At 65.4% G+C, this 15,917-nt stretch carries 13 protein-coding genes; 3 read left to right on the forward strand and 10 right to left on the reverse strand.

Annotation, left to right across the window (positions count from 1 at the left end):
• Positions 1-5: 5 nt before the first annotated feature.
• The 9 genes from pheS to DES44_RS20760 all read right to left on the reverse strand — a co-directional run bounded on the left by pheS (position 6) and on the right by DES44_RS20760 (position 11,728).
• A complete protein-coding gene (pheS, locus tag DES44_RS20720) occupies positions 6-1,043 on the reverse strand; it encodes a phenylalanine--tRNA ligase subunit alpha (RefSeq protein WP_058934278.1) in 1,038 nt (345 codons plus the stop codon).
• Between the two features lie 128 nt (positions 1,044-1,171).
• Positions 1,172-1,528 (reverse strand): 50S ribosomal protein L20, encoded by a 357-nt coding sequence (rplT, locus tag DES44_RS20725; RefSeq protein WP_058934277.1) that lies wholly within the window; start codon positions 1,526-1,528, stop codon positions 1,172-1,174.
• Positions 1,529-1,554: 26 nt separating this feature from the next.
• Positions 1,555-1,758: a 50S ribosomal protein L35 gene (gene rpmI / locus DES44_RS20730; RefSeq protein WP_029001830.1), complete on the reverse strand. Its 204-nt coding sequence runs from the start codon at positions 1,756-1,758 to the stop codon at positions 1,555-1,557.
• A 123-nt stretch (positions 1,759-1,881) separates the two neighbouring features.
• Entirely contained in the window at positions 1,882-2,379 is a 498-nt protein-coding gene (gene infC / locus DES44_RS20735) for a translation initiation factor IF-3 (RefSeq protein ID WP_232310018.1), read from the reverse strand.
• A 114-nt stretch (positions 2,380-2,493) separates the two neighbouring features.
• Positions 2,494-4,413 (reverse strand): threonine--tRNA ligase, encoded by a 1,920-nt coding sequence (gene thrS, locus DES44_RS20740; RefSeq protein WP_058934275.1) that lies wholly within the window; start codon positions 4,411-4,413, stop codon positions 2,494-2,496.
• A 280-nt stretch (positions 4,414-4,693) separates the two neighbouring features.
• Complete coding sequence (locus DES44_RS20745) at positions 4,694-5,776, reverse strand: patatin-like phospholipase family protein (RefSeq protein WP_058934274.1); 1,083 nt, start codon at positions 5,774-5,776, stop codon at positions 4,694-4,696.
• Positions 5,777-5,833: 57 nt separating this feature from the next.
• Entirely contained in the window at positions 5,834-8,176 is a 2,343-nt protein-coding gene (locus tag DES44_RS20750; protein WP_157592936.1) for a TonB-dependent receptor plug domain-containing protein, read from the reverse strand.
• A 260-nt stretch (positions 8,177-8,436) separates the two neighbouring features.
• On the reverse strand, positions 8,437-10,797 hold the full coding sequence (locus tag DES44_RS20755) for a Tex family protein (protein ID WP_058934272.1): 2,361 nt from the start codon (positions 10,795-10,797) through the stop codon (positions 8,437-8,439).
• Between the two features lie 76 nt (positions 10,798-10,873).
• Complete coding sequence (locus DES44_RS20760; protein ID WP_058934271.1) at positions 10,874-11,728, reverse strand: ketopantoate reductase family protein; 855 nt, start codon at positions 11,726-11,728, stop codon at positions 10,874-10,876.
• A gap of 182 nt (positions 11,729-11,910) precedes the next feature.
• Between DES44_RS20760 and DES44_RS20765 the strand changes: the two genes are divergently transcribed.
• From DES44_RS20765 to DES44_RS20775, 3 genes are all read left to right on the forward strand, one after another.
• Positions 11,911-12,969, forward strand: coding sequence for an AraC family transcriptional regulator (locus DES44_RS20765; RefSeq protein WP_058934270.1), 1,059 nt, complete (start codon positions 11,911-11,913; stop codon positions 12,967-12,969).
• A 105-nt stretch (positions 12,970-13,074) separates the two neighbouring features.
• Positions 13,075-13,626 (forward strand): TetR/AcrR family transcriptional regulator, encoded by a 552-nt coding sequence (locus DES44_RS20770; protein WP_232309953.1) that lies wholly within the window; start codon positions 13,075-13,077, stop codon positions 13,624-13,626.
• A gap of 70 nt (positions 13,627-13,696) precedes the next feature.
• Positions 13,697-14,206, forward strand: a complete 510-nt coding sequence (locus tag DES44_RS20775) for a hypothetical protein (RefSeq protein ID WP_058934269.1) — start codon at positions 13,697-13,699, stop codon at positions 14,204-14,206.
• 17 nt (positions 14,207-14,223) lie between these two features.
• Here DES44_RS20775 and DES44_RS20780 read toward each other — a convergent pair whose 3' ends face one another.
• Entirely contained in the window at positions 14,224-15,891 is a 1,668-nt protein-coding gene (locus tag DES44_RS20780; protein ID WP_058937265.1) for an acyl-CoA dehydrogenase family protein, read from the reverse strand.
• Positions 15,892-15,917 lie beyond the last annotated feature (26 nt).

A 15,917-nucleotide genomic window follows, 5' to 3' on the forward strand; every position in this document is an offset into this window, starting at 1 on the left:
CTTTTTTACTTGAATTGCGACAGGAAACGCAGATCGCCATCAAAGAACAGGCGCAGGTCGTTCACCCCATAACGCAGCATCGCCAGACGGTCGATGCCGGAGCCGAAGGCAAAGCCGATGTAGCGCTCCGGGTCCAGGCCCATGTTGCGGATGACCTGCGGATGCACCTGGCCGGAGCCGGACACCTCCAGCCAGCGGCCCTTGAGCGGACCGGAGCCAAACATCATGTCGATTTCGGCGCTGGGTTCGGTGAAGGGGAAATAGCTGGGGCGGAAACGGATCTCCATGTCGGTCGTCTCGAAGAACTGCTGCATGAAGTTCACGTAGACCGACTTCAGATCCTTGAAGCTGATGTTCTCGCCCACCCACAGGCCTTCGACCTGGTGGAACATGGGGGAGTGGGTGGCGTCGCTGTCCACCCGGTAGGTGCGGCCCGGCGCGATGACGCGGATCTCGGGCATGGCCTGACCCGCATCAATCAGATGACGATGCTTCTTCACATGCTGCACCGCATAGCGGATCTGCATCGGGCTGGTGTGGGTGCGAAGCACGAAACCGTTCTCGACATAGAAGGTGTCGTGCATCGAGCGGGCCGGGTGATCGGCCGGCGTGTTCAGCGCGGTGAAGTTGAACCAGTCGTTCTCGATTTCCGGACCGTCGGCCACGTCAAACCCCATCGAGCCGAAGATCGCTTCGATGCGTTCCATGGCTCGGGTGATGGGGTGCAGGCCACCGGTGCCGCGCTGGCGTCCCGGCAGGGTCACGTCCAGGGCTTCGGCCTTGAGCTGCTTCTCGAGCTCGGCATCCGCCAGGGCCTGGCGGCGGGCGTTCAGCGCCGTCTCGATGCCCTGCTTGAGCTGGTTGATCTCTGCGCCGCGCGTTTTCTTCTCTTCGACCGGCAACTTGGCCAGCCCCTTCATCAGCTCGGTCACCTGGCCAGACTTGCCCAGGAAGCGGGCTTTGGCGTTTTCCAGGTCGGCGGGGGTGGCGGCGGCGGCAAATTCGCCGCTGGCCTGTTGCAGCAATTGATCGAGATCGTTCATCGCGGGGCGACTCAATTCGGAACAGACAATAAGAAAAGGCCGAACACCGAGGTGTCGGCCTTTGAAAAGGGCGCCTCGGCGAACCGAGGCTGCCACGGCCACCTGCTTGCGCAGGCAGCGTGCGGCAATTAAGCGAGAGCGGCCTTCACCTTGGCGAAGATGCTGGCAAAACCAGCAGGATCGTTGACGGCGAGATCAGCCAGGACCTTGCGGTCGATGTCGATCTGGGCCTTCTTCAGGCCAGCCACGAACTTGCTGTAGCTCAGACCCAGGCCACGGCTTGCCGCATTGATACGGGCAATCCACAGCTGGCGGAACACGCGCTTCTTGGCACGACGGTCACGGTAGGCGTATTGGCCCGCCTTCATCACCGCCTGTTTGGCGATGCGGAAGACGTTCTTACGACGACCACGGAAGCCCTTGGCCAGAGCCAGGACCTTCTTGTGACGAGCACGTGCGGTAACACCACGTTTGACGCGAGGCATGTTGTATCTCCTTCTCTACAGCTGGATTACAGACCAGCGAAAGGCAACATCGCAGCGATGTGGCCCATGTTGGTCTCATGCACGTTCGCGGCGCCGCGGAGCTGACGCTTGTTCTTCGTGGTCTTCTTGGTCAGGATGTGGCGCTTGAACGCCTGACCGCGCTTGACGGTACCACCCGGACGAACGCGAAAACGCTTCTTCGCGCTGCTCTTGGTCTTCATTTTGGGCATGACTGCTCCTTAGAAATGCGTCCCTCCAGGCGGCCTCGGGGAAACCGCTGCACTTGATGGCCTGAAGGAGACTAATAAGCCCGCCGACGACCAGATCGACGGGCTGAAACTGCGACCGGACGCTCAGCGCTTCTTGGGCGCGAGCACCATGATCATCTGGCGGCCTTCGAGCTTGGGCATGTGTTCCACCACCGCCACATCCGCCAGTTCATCGCGAATGCGCTCGAGCATGCGCATGCCGATGTCCTGGTGGGTGATCTCGCGGCCGCGGTAACGCAGCGTGACCTTGCCCTTGTCGCCGTCTTCAGCAATGAAGCGGCGCAGATTGCGCATCTTGATCTGGTAGTCGCCTTCGTCCGTGCCCGGACGGAACTTGACTTCCTTGACCTCGATGACCTTCTGCTTCGACTTGGCTTCCGCCGCGCGTTTCTGCTCCTGGTACTTGAACTTGCCGTAGTCCATCAGCCGGCAGACCGGCGGATTGGCAGTGGCGGCGATTTCGACCAGATCGACGTCCAGTTCACCAGCCATGCGAAGTGCTTCCTGAATGCTCACGATGCCGATGGGCTCGTTCTCAGGACCATTCAGACGGACTTCAGGGGCGATGATTTCACGGTTCAGCCGATGCTTACGCTCGGGAATCGCACGACGGTCAGCAAAAGTAGCGATGGTGGTTACCTTTCAGCGAGCCTTGGCAGGGCCCGGATGATCAAAAAATAGCAAAGCGCGCCCGACTCAGGCCTTCTCAGCAATGGTGGAAGACAGCTTTGCAGCGAAGTCTTCCAGCGACATCACCCCCAGGTCCTGGTTGCCACGGGCGCGCACTGCAACAGCCCCGTTCGCCTTCTCTTTGTCGCCAACGACGAGGATGAACGGAGTCTTTTGCAGGGAATGCTCACGGATTTTATACGTGATCTTTTCGTTCCGCAAATCGGCCTGGACCCTAACCCCTTGTTTTTGCAGCGTTTTCACAATTTCACTGACGTAATCCGCTTGCGCATCAGTGATATTGGCCACAACCACCTGGGTCGGCGCCAGCCAAACCGGCAGCGCGCCGGCATGCTGTTCGATCAGGATACCAATAAAGCGCTCGAGCGAACCGACGATGGCACGGTGCAGCATCACGGGGGTGTGACGCTCGCCGTCCTCGGCCACGTACTCGGCGCCCAGGCGGCCCGGCATGGAGAAATCGACCTGCATGGTGCCGCATTGCCACTGGCGGCCGATAGCGTCCTTGAGGGTGTATTCGATCTTCGGGCCGTAGAAGGCACCGTCTCCCGGGGCGATGATGAACTCCACGCCAGAGGCGCGCAGCGATTCCATCAGGGCGAACTCGGCCTTGTCCCAGACTTCATCCGAGCCAATGCGGGCCTCGGGACGCGTGGCGACCTTGTAGATGATGTCGGTGAAGCCGAAGTCCTTGTAGACCTTCTGCAGCAGCGCGGTGTAGGCCACGCATTCGGCCAAGATCTGGTCTTCGGTGCAGAAGATGTGGCCATCGTCCTGCGTGAAGCCGCGCACGCGCATGATGCCGTGCAGGCCGCCGGTGGGCTCGTTGCGGTGGCACTGTCCGAATTCACCGAAGCGCAGCGGCAGGTCGCGGTAGCTCTTGATGCCGTGCTTGAAGATCAGGATGTGACCGGGGCAGTTCATCGGCTTGAGCGCGTAGTCGCGCTTTTCCGATTCGGTCGTGAACATGTTGTCGCGGTACTTGTCCCAGTGGCCGGTGGCCTCCCACAGCGACTTGTCCAGCAGCTGCGGGCCCTTGACCTCCTGGTAGCCGTTGTCGCGGTAGACGCGGCGCATGTACTGCTCCACCTCCTGCCAGACCGTCCAGCCCTTGGGATGCCAGAACACCACGCCGGGCGCATGCTCGTCGATATGGAACAGGTCCAGGTCCTTGCCGATCTTGCGGTGGTCGCGCTTCTCGGCCTCTTCCAGCATGCGCAGGTAGGCCTGCAGGTCGTCCTTGGTGGCCCAGGCCGTGCCGTAGATGCGCTGCAGCTGCTCATTGCGGTGGTCGCCGCGCCAGTAGGCGCCGGCCACCTTCATCAGCTTGAAGTGCTTGAGCTTGCCGGTGGAAGGCACGTGCGGGCCGCGGCACAGGTCGGTGAAGCCGCCTTCGGCATACAGCGACACATCTTCATTGGCCGGAATGCTGGCAATGATCTCGGCCTTGTAGGCCTCGCCGATGCCCTTGAAATAGCTCACGGCCTCGTCGCGCGGCAGCACCGAGCGGGTCACCTTCTCGTCCTTCTTCGCCAGCTCGGTCATCTTCGCTTCGATGGCCGCCAGGTCCTCGGGCGTGAACGGACGCTTGTAGGAGAAGTCGTAGTAGAAGCCGTTCTCGATGACCGGGCCGATGGTGACCTGGGCTTCGGGGAACAGTTCCTTGACGGCATAGGCCAGCAGGTGGGCGGTCGAGTGACGGATCACTTCCAGGCCGTCCGGGTCCTTTTCGGTGACGATGGCCAGCGGCATGTCACGGTCGATCAGGTAGCTGGTGTCCACCAGCTTGGCGTCGTCGCCCGAGCCGACACGGCCGGCCAGGGCCGCCTTGGCCAGGCCCGTGCCGATGGAGGCCGCCACGTCGGCCACGGTGACCGGTTGGGGAAACTCACGCTTGGAACCGTCAGGCAGTTGGATGGAAATCATGAAATTGCTCCAGAAAACAAAAAAGCGCGGCCACTTGCCGCGCTTTTTCTGGGGGCTGCCCGAGGGGGCAGCTGGAAAGACGTGAACGAGCCGCGGCCGACTAAACCTTCGAGGTAGAGGTCGTAGTTCGCGGTGTCATAACCAATTCGCCTTTCCCGGTCCTTGTTGATTGGGGCCCCTGAGGGTGGAGCCGCATGGGGCCAATGATAACCGAGCGCGCAGCGAGGCCACAGCCCTGCCCCAGTAAAACCGTGGGTCGCTCAAGGATCCGCCCACACACTCACAACGGCTCGACCTCCAGCCCCGGTCGCCGGCAGGCGGCCGCGAACTCGTCCCGCAGCCGCTGGGCTTCGCTGACGGCGCGCAGCCAGTCCCGCGCCCGGGCGCCCACATCGTCGCCGTAGAACTTGAAGTCGTTGCGGTCCGGCAGCTTCCCGTTGGGCAGTGTCTTCACCCAGTCGGGATGCGGCGTGAGCAGCACCACGTTGTCCAGGAAGGCGCTGGGCCGGTGGCGATGCCGCAGCGCCTTGTCCAGCCATCCCGGGATGACCTGGCGCTGGAAGTGTGGGTAGAGCACCAGCCCGTCGCCCACCATCGCCGAGTAGTTCAGATGCAGGTGGTAGTCGGTGATGCCGCCGTCCCAGTAGGCGCCGGCGGGCGCGCCTGCGATGTCATGCACCGCCAGCAGCCAGAACGGGATGGAGCAGCTCGCCAGCACGCTGGGCAGCAGATTGCGCTCGTCCAGAGCCACCTGCCGGCTGCGGAAGTCGTGCAGCGGCATCGGCAGCGGCGCACGCGGATCGGAAAACACCACTCGCTCCAGCCAGCCGCCCATGGCCCGGCGCGACACGGCATTGGTGGCAAACGCCCCCAGATACCCCAGCGGCGTGCGCCAGCGGCTCTCGCGTCCGAGCAGGTGCCGGCCGCGGGAGGTGAACACATGCAGCCGGTACTGCGGATGGTTGAGCACCAGCGCCTCCCGTCCGCCGAACACTTCCTCGAGCTTGCCCAGGAAGGTCCGCGACACCACGCTGGGCAAGGGCTGGCGCCCCGGCAGCGAGTCGTAGGTCTGGTGCGCATAGTCATGCGCCAGGCGGTCGAACTCGGCCTGGATCTCGGCGCCGCTGCGCGCCACGCAGGCCGTGGCCATGCGCCAGGCCCCGATGGAGGCGCCCAGCAGATGCACCGGCTGACCGCCGGACGGCAGGAACTCACCGAACAGGAACTGGTCCAGCGGATTGAGGATCAGCCCCTTGGGCCCACCCGCGGCCCCGGGCACCACATGGACGTCCGCCGCCTGCAATCCCCTTTCGCGCAGGCGCGCCCGGGCCTTGGGGCCAGCCAGAATCTGCAATGCCTGCATCGGCGGATCATCCTTTCTCGGCGCCCGGCGCAGCGAGGCGGCCGAGGGCGCGGTGGGTCAGAGCTTCATGTCCAGCGTCACGCCCAGCGCAGTGCGCGTGCGACGCTCCACATCCGCATAGTCGCTGCCGATGGTGGTCAGCGCCTGGGTGCGGAGCGGGGCCAGATTATTGGCCGAGACGCGCAGCGATGTCCTGGGGGAGAACGTCCACTGTGCGAAGACATCCAGTTGGCGCGCGCGAGAGGACTCCAGCGTCTGCCGGTCGGTCTGGCGGGTGACATAGCCCGGCGTGAAGCTCAGGCTGGCGCCGGTCAGCAGCGGCAGGCTGCTGAGCCGGTAGTCAAAGCCCAGGCTGCCCATCCACGGCTGCTGCTGGTCCAGACGGTTGTCCGGGCCGTTCACCGCCTTCACTTTGGAGCGATACAGGCTCAGCGCGCTGCGCAGGTTCAGCGCCGTTTTGGGGCTGAACACGGCGGGCAGCAGCTCACCCGCCCGCCCCTTGAGCTCCAGCTCCACGCCCGAGGTCTGGGCACTGGAGAAATTGGTCGGACGCAGCACGTAGCGCGGCACCGGCACCAGCGCCGTGGCCGGGTCCAGCGTGGTCACATTGCGGATCAGGTTGCTGATGTGGCGATGGAAAAAGCCCAGGCTGAACAGCCCGCCGCCGCTGAGGTAATGCTCATAGGCCACATCCAGCCCGGTGGCCAGCTCCGGCTTCAGCGCCGGGTTGCCGACGCGGTCCGGGGACAGCTCATCATTGGTCCCGGTCTCGACCTGGTATTTGCTGTTGAGGGTGTAGCGGCCCATCAGTTGGGTCAGCTCCGGCGCCTTGTAGCTGCGGGTGAGGCTGCCCCGGATCATGTCCTTGCCCTTGGGGTCGATCTTGTAGTTGAGGTGCCACAGCGGCGTGAGCACGCTGCTGACGTTGCGGGCCTGCACCCCCACCCCCTGGCTGGTGGAGACGATGCGCTCCTGGCGCAACCCGAGATAGGTCGACCACTGCGGGCTGATCTCCCAGTCGTCCTGGATGAAAAATGCCTGCCGCTGGATGCGGGCGTTGAAGGCTTCGCCGTTGAGCACCGCCAGTTGCGGCTGACCGTTGACCAGCGTGGTGCGGCTTTCGGTGCGGCGGCGCCACTCCAGGTCCCACCCCACGGTGACCGTGTGATCGTCACCGACCAGTTGGCTGAGCTTGCCGGCCTGGGTGTAGCTGCGGTCCTGGCTGCCGCCCATGGCATCGATGGGCAGCAGCGGGTCTTCGGTGTGGTTGTTGAAGGTGGCGCGGGCGTCCTGGATCCCGGCCTTGAGCTCCATCTTCTGCGTCTCGCTGAAGCGGTTGTTCCACTGCAGGTTGCCGCGCAGCATCTGCCAGGTGCCGTCGTTGTCGGAGTTCTGGTCCAGGCGCGGCGTCTTGTAGACGGCATCCGGCGTGGTGCGGATGTCGGTGGTCCACCAGCCCTTCTGCGCGAAGCCCTGCAGGCTCAGGCTCTGGTCGTCGCTGATGCGCCAGTTCACCCGCGGCGCGCTGTTGAAGCCGTGGCCATGGTTGTACTGATAGCCGTGCTGGCTCGCGACCACCGGCTGGTCGTTCGCGTCGGTGCCCGGGCGGGACGCATCGAGCGTGCTGCGTGCCAGCCACTGGAAGCCCGAGAGCGGCAGCGACAGCGACACCGGCCCGACCTTCTCACCAAAGGTGAAGGTGGCATTGGGCACCGGATGCTCGATGTTGTAGTTCATCCCCACCCGCAGGTCGCGCTGGCTGACGCGCGGCGCTTCCTTGAGGATGATGTTGATGGCCCCGGCCACGGCCTGAGCGCTCTGGTCGGCGGTCGGGCCCTTGGTGACTTCGATCCGCTCGACCTGCGACGGGTCCAACTGGTCCAGCTTGAAGCCGGGGGGCGCCGGATCGCCATTGATCAGGATGAGGGTGTAGCCCGACCCCAGCCCGCGCATGCGCGGCGAGCCGTCGGCCACGCTGACGCCGGGCAGGCGCTTGAGCACATCGGCCACGTTGGTGTCGCCGAACTTGTCCAGTTCGTCGCGGCCATAGATCTGCTTGGCGACGGCCGCACGGCGGCGCAGGTCGGTGTCGCTCTGCGGCCGGCCGGCAATCTCCACGCGGTCCAGGCGACGGGACGGCGCCTCCGCACCGGGCGCGCCGGGAATCTCCTGAGCCTGGACGCGCGGGGCGGCGGTCGTGGCCAGCACCAGCACCCCCAGCGCCGCCAGCAGGGCCGGCGTGCAGAACGCATGGGCGGCAACAGGCCGCATGGCCGCTTGCGCGGCGACGGGCCGCATTGCCGCTTGTGCGGCAACGGGCCGGACGGCCGCTGGCAGACGGGCAGCGGCCAGGAAAGGGCGGACCGGGGCCAGGCCTCGGTCAAACAGGCAGTCGTTCAAGCGGAACTCCGCAATGGGCAAGGGATGGAGGGCGCGTGGCCGGCCTCCTACCCACCCCTCCCCTGCTCAGACTCCGCTCTTGGGGCGGATGCCTGCTCGATCTGGGGGTCCGAGTTCGGACGGCTGCCACGATGAGGACATGATGGCAGGAATGTGTGACCGTGCTGAAGGTCAGTGGCGAGCTTCAGACATCCGGCGCGGAAGGCGTCCACAAGTGTGAGGTTGTGGACGCGGCGCTGGCGGGTTGGGCCCAGCCCGGTTCAGCGCTTGAGCTTGGCGAACGCTGCCGCCATCGCATTGCCCACCGGCGCCGCCTGACGATCTCCGCCGCCCTGGCGTGCACCGCCGCCCTGGCGCTCATGGCGGGCGGCCGGACGGAAGCTGTTGTCCGGCTTGCTGCCACCGCGCGGCGCCTGGGCGTCCAGCTTCATCGTCAGCGAGATGCGCTTGCGGGCCAGATCGACCTCCAGCACCTTCACCTTGACGATGTCGCCGGTCTTGACCACTTCCCGGGCGTCGGTGACGAACTTGTTGGACAGCTGGCTCACATGCACCAGGCCGTCCTGATGCACGCCCAGGTCCACGAAGGCGCCGAACTGGGCCACGTTGGAGACGGTGCCTTCCAGCACCATGCCTTCCTTCAGGTCCTTGAGGTCCTCGACACCGTCGTTGAACCGGGCCACCTTGAAGTCGGGGCGCGGATCGCGGCCGGGCTTTTCCAGTTCGGCCAGGATGTCCTTGACGGTGATGGCGCCAAAGCGCTCGTCGGCGAAGGCTTCAGGCTTGAGCGTGCGGATGACGTCGCTCTTGCCCATCAGGTCCTGGATGGGCCGCTCCACCTTGCCGAGGATGCGCTCCACCACCGGATAGGTCTCGGGGTGGACGCCGCTCATGTCCAGCGGGTTGTCGCCGTCGCGGATGCGCAGGAAACCGGCGGCCTGCTCGAAGGTCTTGGGGCCCAGGCCGGTGACGTCCAGCAGTTGCTGGCGGCTGCGGAAAGCGCCGTTGGCATCCCGCCAGCGCACGATGGCATTGGCGACGCTGGCCGACAGGCCCGACACCCGCGACAGCAGCGGCGCCGAGGCGGTGTTCAGGTCCACACCCACCGAGTTCACGCAGTCTTCCACCACGGCGTCCAGCGTGCGGGCCAGTTCGCTCTGGTTGACGTCGTGCTGGTACTGGCCGACGCCGATCGACTTTGGATCGATCTTGACCAGCTCGGCCAGCGGGTCCTGCAGGCGACGGGCGATGGACACTGCGCCGCGCAGCGACACGTCCAGCTCCGGCAGTTCCTTGGAGGCGAATTCAGACGCGGAATACACCGACGCGCCCGCTTCGCTGACCACCACCTTCTGGATCTCGGCCGCAGGAGCACCCTGCGACTGCGACAGCATCTGCTGGATGCGCTTGATCAGGTCGGCGGCCAGCTTGTCGGTCTCGCGGGAGGCCGTGCCGTTACCGATGGCAATGAGGTTGACCCCGTGCGTGGCGCACAGGCGACCCAGCGTGTGGATGGCGCCTTCCCAGTCGCGCTTGGGTTCATGCGGATAGACGGTGGCGGTGTCCAGCACGCGGCCGGTGTCGCTCACCACGGCCACCTTCACGCCGGTGCGGATGCCGGGGTCCAGGCCCATCACCACGCGCTTGCCGGCCGGAGCGGCCAGCAGCAGGTCGCGCAGGTTCTCGGCGAAGACCTTGGTGGCGACCTTTTCGGCCTCTTCCCGCAGACGGGAAAAGAGGTCGCGCTCCAGGCTCAGCGAGAGCTTGACCTTCCAGGTCCAGGCGATGGTCTTGCGGATGAGTTCATCGCCGGCGCGCTTGGTGTGGGTCCAGCCCAGGTGACGGGCAATGCGGCCTTCGGCCATGGTGGGCTGGCCGGGGACGACTTCTTCGTCCAGCACCAGCTTGGCGTCCAGGAATTCCTGCGTGCGGCCGCGGAAGACGGCCAGCGCCCGGTGGGAGGGGACGGTGCGGATGGGTTCGGCGTAGTCGAAGTAGTCGCGGAACTTGGAGATGTCGGGGTTGTTCTCGTCCTTGCCGTCCATCAGTTTGGACTTGAAGAGGCCCTCTTCCCACAGCCATTCCCGCAGCTTGCCGATCAGCGCGGCGTCTTCGGCCCAGCGTTCGGAGAGCAGGTCGCGCACGCCGTCCAGGACGGCATAGGCATCGGCAAAGCCGGCGTCGGGGTTGAGGAAGTTCGCGGCCTCGGCCATGGGGTCGAGCGACGGGTCGGCGAAGAGCTTGTCGGCCAGCGGCTCCAGGCCGGCTTCACGGGCGATCATGCCCTTGGTGCGGCGCTTTTGCTTGTAGGGCAGGTACAGGTCTTCCAGTTCCTGCTTGGTCGGCGCGGCGGCGATGGCGGCGGCGAGGTCGGGCGTGAGCTTGCCTTGTTCCTCGATGCTCTTGAGCACGGCTTCGCGACGGTCTTCCAGCTCGCGCAGGTAGGACAGGCGGACTTCGAGCTCGCGCAGCTGGGTGTCGTCGAGGCCGTCGGTGGCCTCCTTGCGGTAGCGGGCGATGAAGGGGACGGTGGCGCCACCATCCAGCAATTCCACAGCGGCGTTGACCTGTGCCGGGCGGACGTTCAGCTCGGCGGCAATCTGAAGGAGGATCTTGTCCAAGACAACTACGGCCCTGAGGGCAAATGCACCAAACCCCAAGTATAGGGTGGGCCCTGCCGGCGATGGAGCCGGGCCTTCAAGGCCTGATGGCCTGGAGCGGAGCCGCTGCCTGGGGTCCTGCCGCTGCCATCGTGTCGATGAGGGATCGAACCTCGTCGGGGCCGAATCGTGCAAGGTCCCGGTTGGTCGTTGTTCGACTGAACGCCCAGAGCATCGCTGCGGCCAAGCGATGCGGCAACCTGGCCAGGACCACAACGAACCCTGGCATCCACTGATGTCCGAGCTCGGTGACAAGCGTCAGCCCGGCTTTCAAGGCGGTCGCTAGTTGTCGCGCTTGATGCCACGTGACGCCAGGGCCCTGAGGAGGCGTCATGTGAGCGGCTGCCATCAGGGGGACCACGAAGGCGACGTGACTGCGGAGGTAGCTCTGCATGTCCGCACGCAGTTCTGCAGGCATTCCAGCTGCCTTGAACCGCTCGACCCATTCGACGGAGTCGGTGGCGGTGACCATACCCGGCCCGCCCACCACGTTTCGGAGCTTGCCTGCTTCGAAGAACGAGATCATGTTGGGAAACGCGAATCGCGTCCTGTGGGCGCCCACGACGTCCCTCAGCGAACCCAGTTCACCGAAGGTATTGAACATGAACATCACCGTCGCGGCTCGGCAAGACACCAGAGCCGGCAGGACCGCATCCACCTGATGGGCGAGGACGGTGACGAGCACCAGGTCCCAGGGCGTTGTAGGTTCCAACTGCTCATCGACGTTCACCGATGCTCGGTCGCCAGCGATGCTTTCAATCACACCCCCCTCCCGGCGAAGTTCCTCCAGCCGCCCGCCGCGCGCGACCAGCGTGACGTCATGCCCGCCGCGAGCCAGGTGATATCCAAACGCGCTGCCAATCCGGCCGGCGCCCACAATCGCAACCTTCATCGTTCTCTTCCTTCAACAACCAGGGGGAGGGGAGGTGTCGTTACAGGCCTCACCTCGTAAGGTCCTTGACTCTGTGCCCAAGCGTGCACTTGGGACAAATCCAAGCGCGACATCGCGCATGCCAAAGACGACAGGGCCCCTGCAGCGCAGCATGGGGGAAGGAACGTCAGTACGATGCCCGCATGAACAGAGACGCCGTCATGATTTCAACGTTCGTTCCGGCATTCCTCGCGTCCATCGGGCTTGATTTCGGGCGGCTGGTGTCGCTCGCACGGGCAACGGTGACGAAGGACGCAGAAGGCAGAAGCTGGGTGTCGACACGCGACTACTTTGCCCTCTGGGATGCGGCCAGCGGACTTGGGCTCCCGCCTGACTTTGGCCTTCGACTCGGCAGCATGCAGCGGATCGAAGGTCACTACGACGTGGCGTCGATCGCGGCTCTGCACTCCGAGACCTTCCGGGATGCCATCAACGCGCTTGCTCGGTACAAGCAGATGGTTTGTCCGGGCCGATGGGTCCTTGACGTCGAGAACGGCGTTGCTTCGCTTGAGTTCAAGTGGCTGCTCGCCGGTGACCATCTGGCCCCGGACTTTCTGACCGATGGCGGTTTTGCCTACGTGGCTGAGCTGTATCGCCGCGGGACGGGTCGTGCTTTGAAGCTCAGGCGGATTGAGCTGACAAGGAGGCCGAACCGTGAGGACCTGCTCAGTGACGCCTTCGAATGCGCCATCCGGTTCAACGCACCACGTGACGTGATGGTGTTCGATGCCGCCTCCCTGGAGGATCCGTTCCTGACGCACAACCAGGAACTGGTGCGCCTCATGATTCCAGGGCTCGAAGCCGCGTTTGGACGATTCAGGGCCGGAGGATCGACGGTGACTGACGTTCAACTGGCCATCCACGGGCAGCTCAAGGGCGCTCGCCCGAGTGTCGAGCGTGTGGCCAGCGCCATGGGCATCGGGCCTCGGACGCTGCAGCGCAGGCTCGAAGAGGCGGGGACGACCTATCAAGAGCAGCTTGACAAGGTTCGCCACGTCATGGCGCGCCAGATGCTTGAGCAGACGGACCTGGAGCAAGGCGAGATTGCCTTCTATCTGGGCTTTGAAGAAAGCAACTCCTTCGCGCGCGCGTTCCGGGCTTGGCAAGGCATGTCACCGACGCAGTGGCGGCAAGCGGTACGCAGCGGGCCACCGTCAAGGGCGGTGACGGAGGGCCTGCTCTCGAGCGAAGGGGTGGCTTGATAGGCAGGTGGCTTGACAAGCAGCCTACCAACTAGTAGATTGCGAACCTCATTGAGGATGTTCATGCGTTCGGAGATCTCGCCCAAAGCCGCTGAAGTCCTGGCCGTGACGCGGCAGCTGTTGGTCCGCGGCGGATACAACAGCTTCAGCTACGCCAACGTCGCGGAGCAGGTCAACATCACCAAGGCCAGCATCCACCATCACTTCCCCAGCAAGGAAGAGCTGGTGAAAACCGTGGTCGCCCACTATCGGCAGGATGCAGCCCAGGCGCTGGCAGGCCTGACAGGCCAGCTCAATGATCCAATCGCCGAGCTGCGCGCGTACGTCGATTACTGGGCCAGTTGCATCGCGCGCGGCGAATCAGAGTTCTGCGTCTGCGTCATGCTGGCCACCGAAATGCCCAGCATCCCCAGCGACGTCGCCCAAGAAGTCCGCGCTCATTTCGACAGCATGACCACCTGGCTCGCCGACGTCATCGAACGAGGCGTCGCTCGCCAGCAGTTCCAGCTCGATGAAGCCGGCAACGCCACCAGGGCCGCCCACACCGTGCTCGCCGCCGTCCACGGCGCCATGCTGCTCGCCCGCGTCTCCGCAGACCCCTCGGCCTTTTCCTCAGTGGCCCATGCGGCCCTCCACAGGCTCCAGCGGTCTCACTGATTCCCCGCACCGGGAGGCCACACGCCTCCCATTTTTTGACCCTCACACCCTACCAACTAGTAGAGCGATCATGACTCACCCTCTTTCTGCGCTCGGCGCGGTCCACACCCTCATCAGCCTGATTCCCCTGGTGGCCGGTGTCCATGCGTTCAGTCGCTTCCGTCGCATTGAACCGCGTACACGCTCCGGCCGCGTCTACCTGCTGGGACTGACCGCAGCCGTGCTGACGTCCTTCGGCTTGTCCAGCACCGGCGGCGTGAACCCCGGGCACGTGCTGGGCGTGCTGGCCCTAATCGCCGCCTTCTCAGGCGCCTGGGCAATCCCGCGTCTGCCCTTTCCCGAACGCCTGCGCTTTCACCTCAGCAACTTCGGCCTGTCCTTCAGCTTCTTCCTGCTGATGGTGCCCGGCATCAACGAAACCCTCTCCCGTCTGCCGGCCGGCCATCCCATCGCCCACGGCCCCGACGATCCCATCGTGAAGGGCGCGCTGCTGGCATGGCTGCTGATCTTCCTGGCCGGCTTCGCGCTGCAGGTGGCCCTGCGCCTGGGTCGCCCCTTCCTGCCGGCCTCTCCCCGTTGAGGTTCGGCGCGAAACGGTCACTCCGGGAACGCCCGGGCCAGCAGAGCGTCAGTCTGCGCGGCAGCCAGCTCGCATTGCCCCACGGTCGTGCCCCAGCCTGAGACCGCAGGATCCAGACGTGTGGCGATGAAGGCGTCAGCCACCACCGCCGGCGCGCGTTCGCGAAGCAGCAGGGCCTGCGTCACCAGGATCAGCCGGCTGGCCAGACGGCGGCCCTGCCCTTCCAGTTGCTCCGGAGACATCGTCAGCAGGCGCCGCAGGGGGTCGATCTCGTGGCGCACGGGCGCGTCGTCGTGGGACCGGCGCGCCATGTCCTCCAGCAGCCCGGCGAAGGCCTCCGGCTCGCGGGCCACGGCCCGCAGCACATCCAGGCACATCACGTTGCCCGAGCCCTCCCAGATGCTGTTCACCGGCGCTTCCCGGTAGAGCCGCGCCAGGATGCCGTCATTGATGTAGCCATTGCCGCCCAGCACCTCCATCGCCTCACCGGTCAGCTCGACCGTGCGCTTGCAGACCCAGAACTTGGCGGCCGGCGTCATCAGCCGCATCCACACCCGCTCCGCCGGATCGTCCTGCCGCTCAAAGGCCTGCGCCAGACGCAGGCTCAACTGCAGCGACGCCTCGCTCTCCAGCGCCAGATCCACCAGCACCGCCCGCATCAGCGGATGCTCCACCAGCCGCCGGCCAAACGCGCGCCGGTGCCGCGCATAGTGCAGCGCCTGCACCAGCGCCTGCCGCTGCATCGCGGCGCTGCCCACCACACAGTTGAGCCGCGTATGGCCCGCCATCTCGATGATGGTGGGAATGCCGCGCCCTTCCTCGCCCACCAGAAGGCCGTAGGCGCCCTGGAACTCGACCTCGGAACTGGTGTTGCTGCGGTTGCCCACCTTGTCCTTGAGTCGCTGGATGTGCACCGCATTGAGCGTGCCGTCCGGCCGCCAGCGCGGCACGAAAAAACACCCCGGCGCACCGTCCGGGGTCTTGGCCACCACCAGGTGCGCATCACTCATCGGGGCCGAGAAAAACCACTTGTGCCCCGTCAGACGGTACTCCGCGCCGCGACCGCCCGCGCCCGCTGGCACCGCCTGCGTCGTGTTGGCCCGCACATCGGAGCCGCCCTGCTTCTCCGTCATGCCCATGCCGATGAGCAGACCGCGCTTGTCCGGGATGGGCAGGTCGAGTGGGTCATGCTCCCGGCTCAGCAGACCCGCCTGGAGGGACTCCCACAAGGCCGGCTCGCGACGCAGCACCGGCAGGCTGGCCTGCGTCATCGTCACCGGACACAGACTCCCTGCTTCCACCTGACCGTGCAGATAAAAGCCTGCGGCCCAGGCGGACCAGCGGCCGACCTGCGCATCACGAAAAGGCATCGCGATCAGGTCGGCGCTGCGGTACATCGCCAGCAGCGTGTGCCAGCCAGGGTCGGTGTCCACCCGGTCCACGCGTCGGCCCCGCGCATCGAAGCGCGCCAGCTCGGGCGTCAACCGGTTGACCCGCTCCGCCAGCGCAAAGGTCTCCGCACGGCCCAACTGCCGGGCGTAGTCCGACAACCCCGGCACGAACGCCTGGGCGCCGGCGCGGTCCAAGCCTTCCCGCAGCGCAGCATCGGTGTCGAGCAACGAATAGTCGGTGAGTTCATCGACCTGGTTGCTGACGTCATGCGTCCACCATGATGAGTCCGTCATCTCGATCTCCCGGAGCGAAGCATCGG

This window comes from Roseateles depolymerans (assembly GCF_003387155.1).
Taxonomy (GTDB): Bacteria; Pseudomonadota; Gammaproteobacteria; order Burkholderiales; family Burkholderiaceae_C; genus Roseateles; species Roseateles depolymerans.

Coding starts and splice junctions, on each gene's coding strand:
- DES44_RS20780 (WP_058937265.1), bottom strand. CDS start 15,891: ATGACGGACTCATCATGGTGGACGCATGACGTCAGCAACCAGGTCGAT.
- DES44_RS20745 (WP_058934274.1), bottom strand. CDS start 5,776: ATGCAGGCATTGCAGATTCTGGCTGGCCCCAAGGCCCGGGCGCGCCTG.
- DES44_RS20765 (WP_058934270.1), top strand. CDS start 11,911: ATGAACAGAGACGCCGTCATGATTTCAACGTTCGTTCCGGCATTCCTC.
- pheS (WP_058934278.1), bottom strand. CDS start 1,043: ATGAACGATCTCGATCAATTGCTGCAACAGGCCAGCGGCGAATTTGCC.
- DES44_RS20775 (WP_058934269.1), top strand. CDS start 13,697: ATGACTCACCCTCTTTCTGCGCTCGGCGCGGTCCACACCCTCATCAGC.
- rpmI (WP_029001830.1), bottom strand. CDS start 1,758: ATGCCCAAAATGAAGACCAAGAGCAGCGCGAAGAAGCGTTTTCGCGTT.
- thrS (WP_058934275.1), bottom strand. CDS start 4,413: ATGATTTCCATCCAACTGCCTGACGGTTCCAAGCGTGAGTTTCCCCAA.
- rplT (WP_058934277.1), bottom strand. CDS start 1,528: ATGCCTCGCGTCAAACGTGGTGTTACCGCACGTGCTCGTCACAAGAAG.
- DES44_RS20760 (WP_058934271.1), bottom strand. CDS start 11,728: ATGAAGGTTGCGATTGTGGGCGCCGGCCGGATTGGCAGCGCGTTTGGA.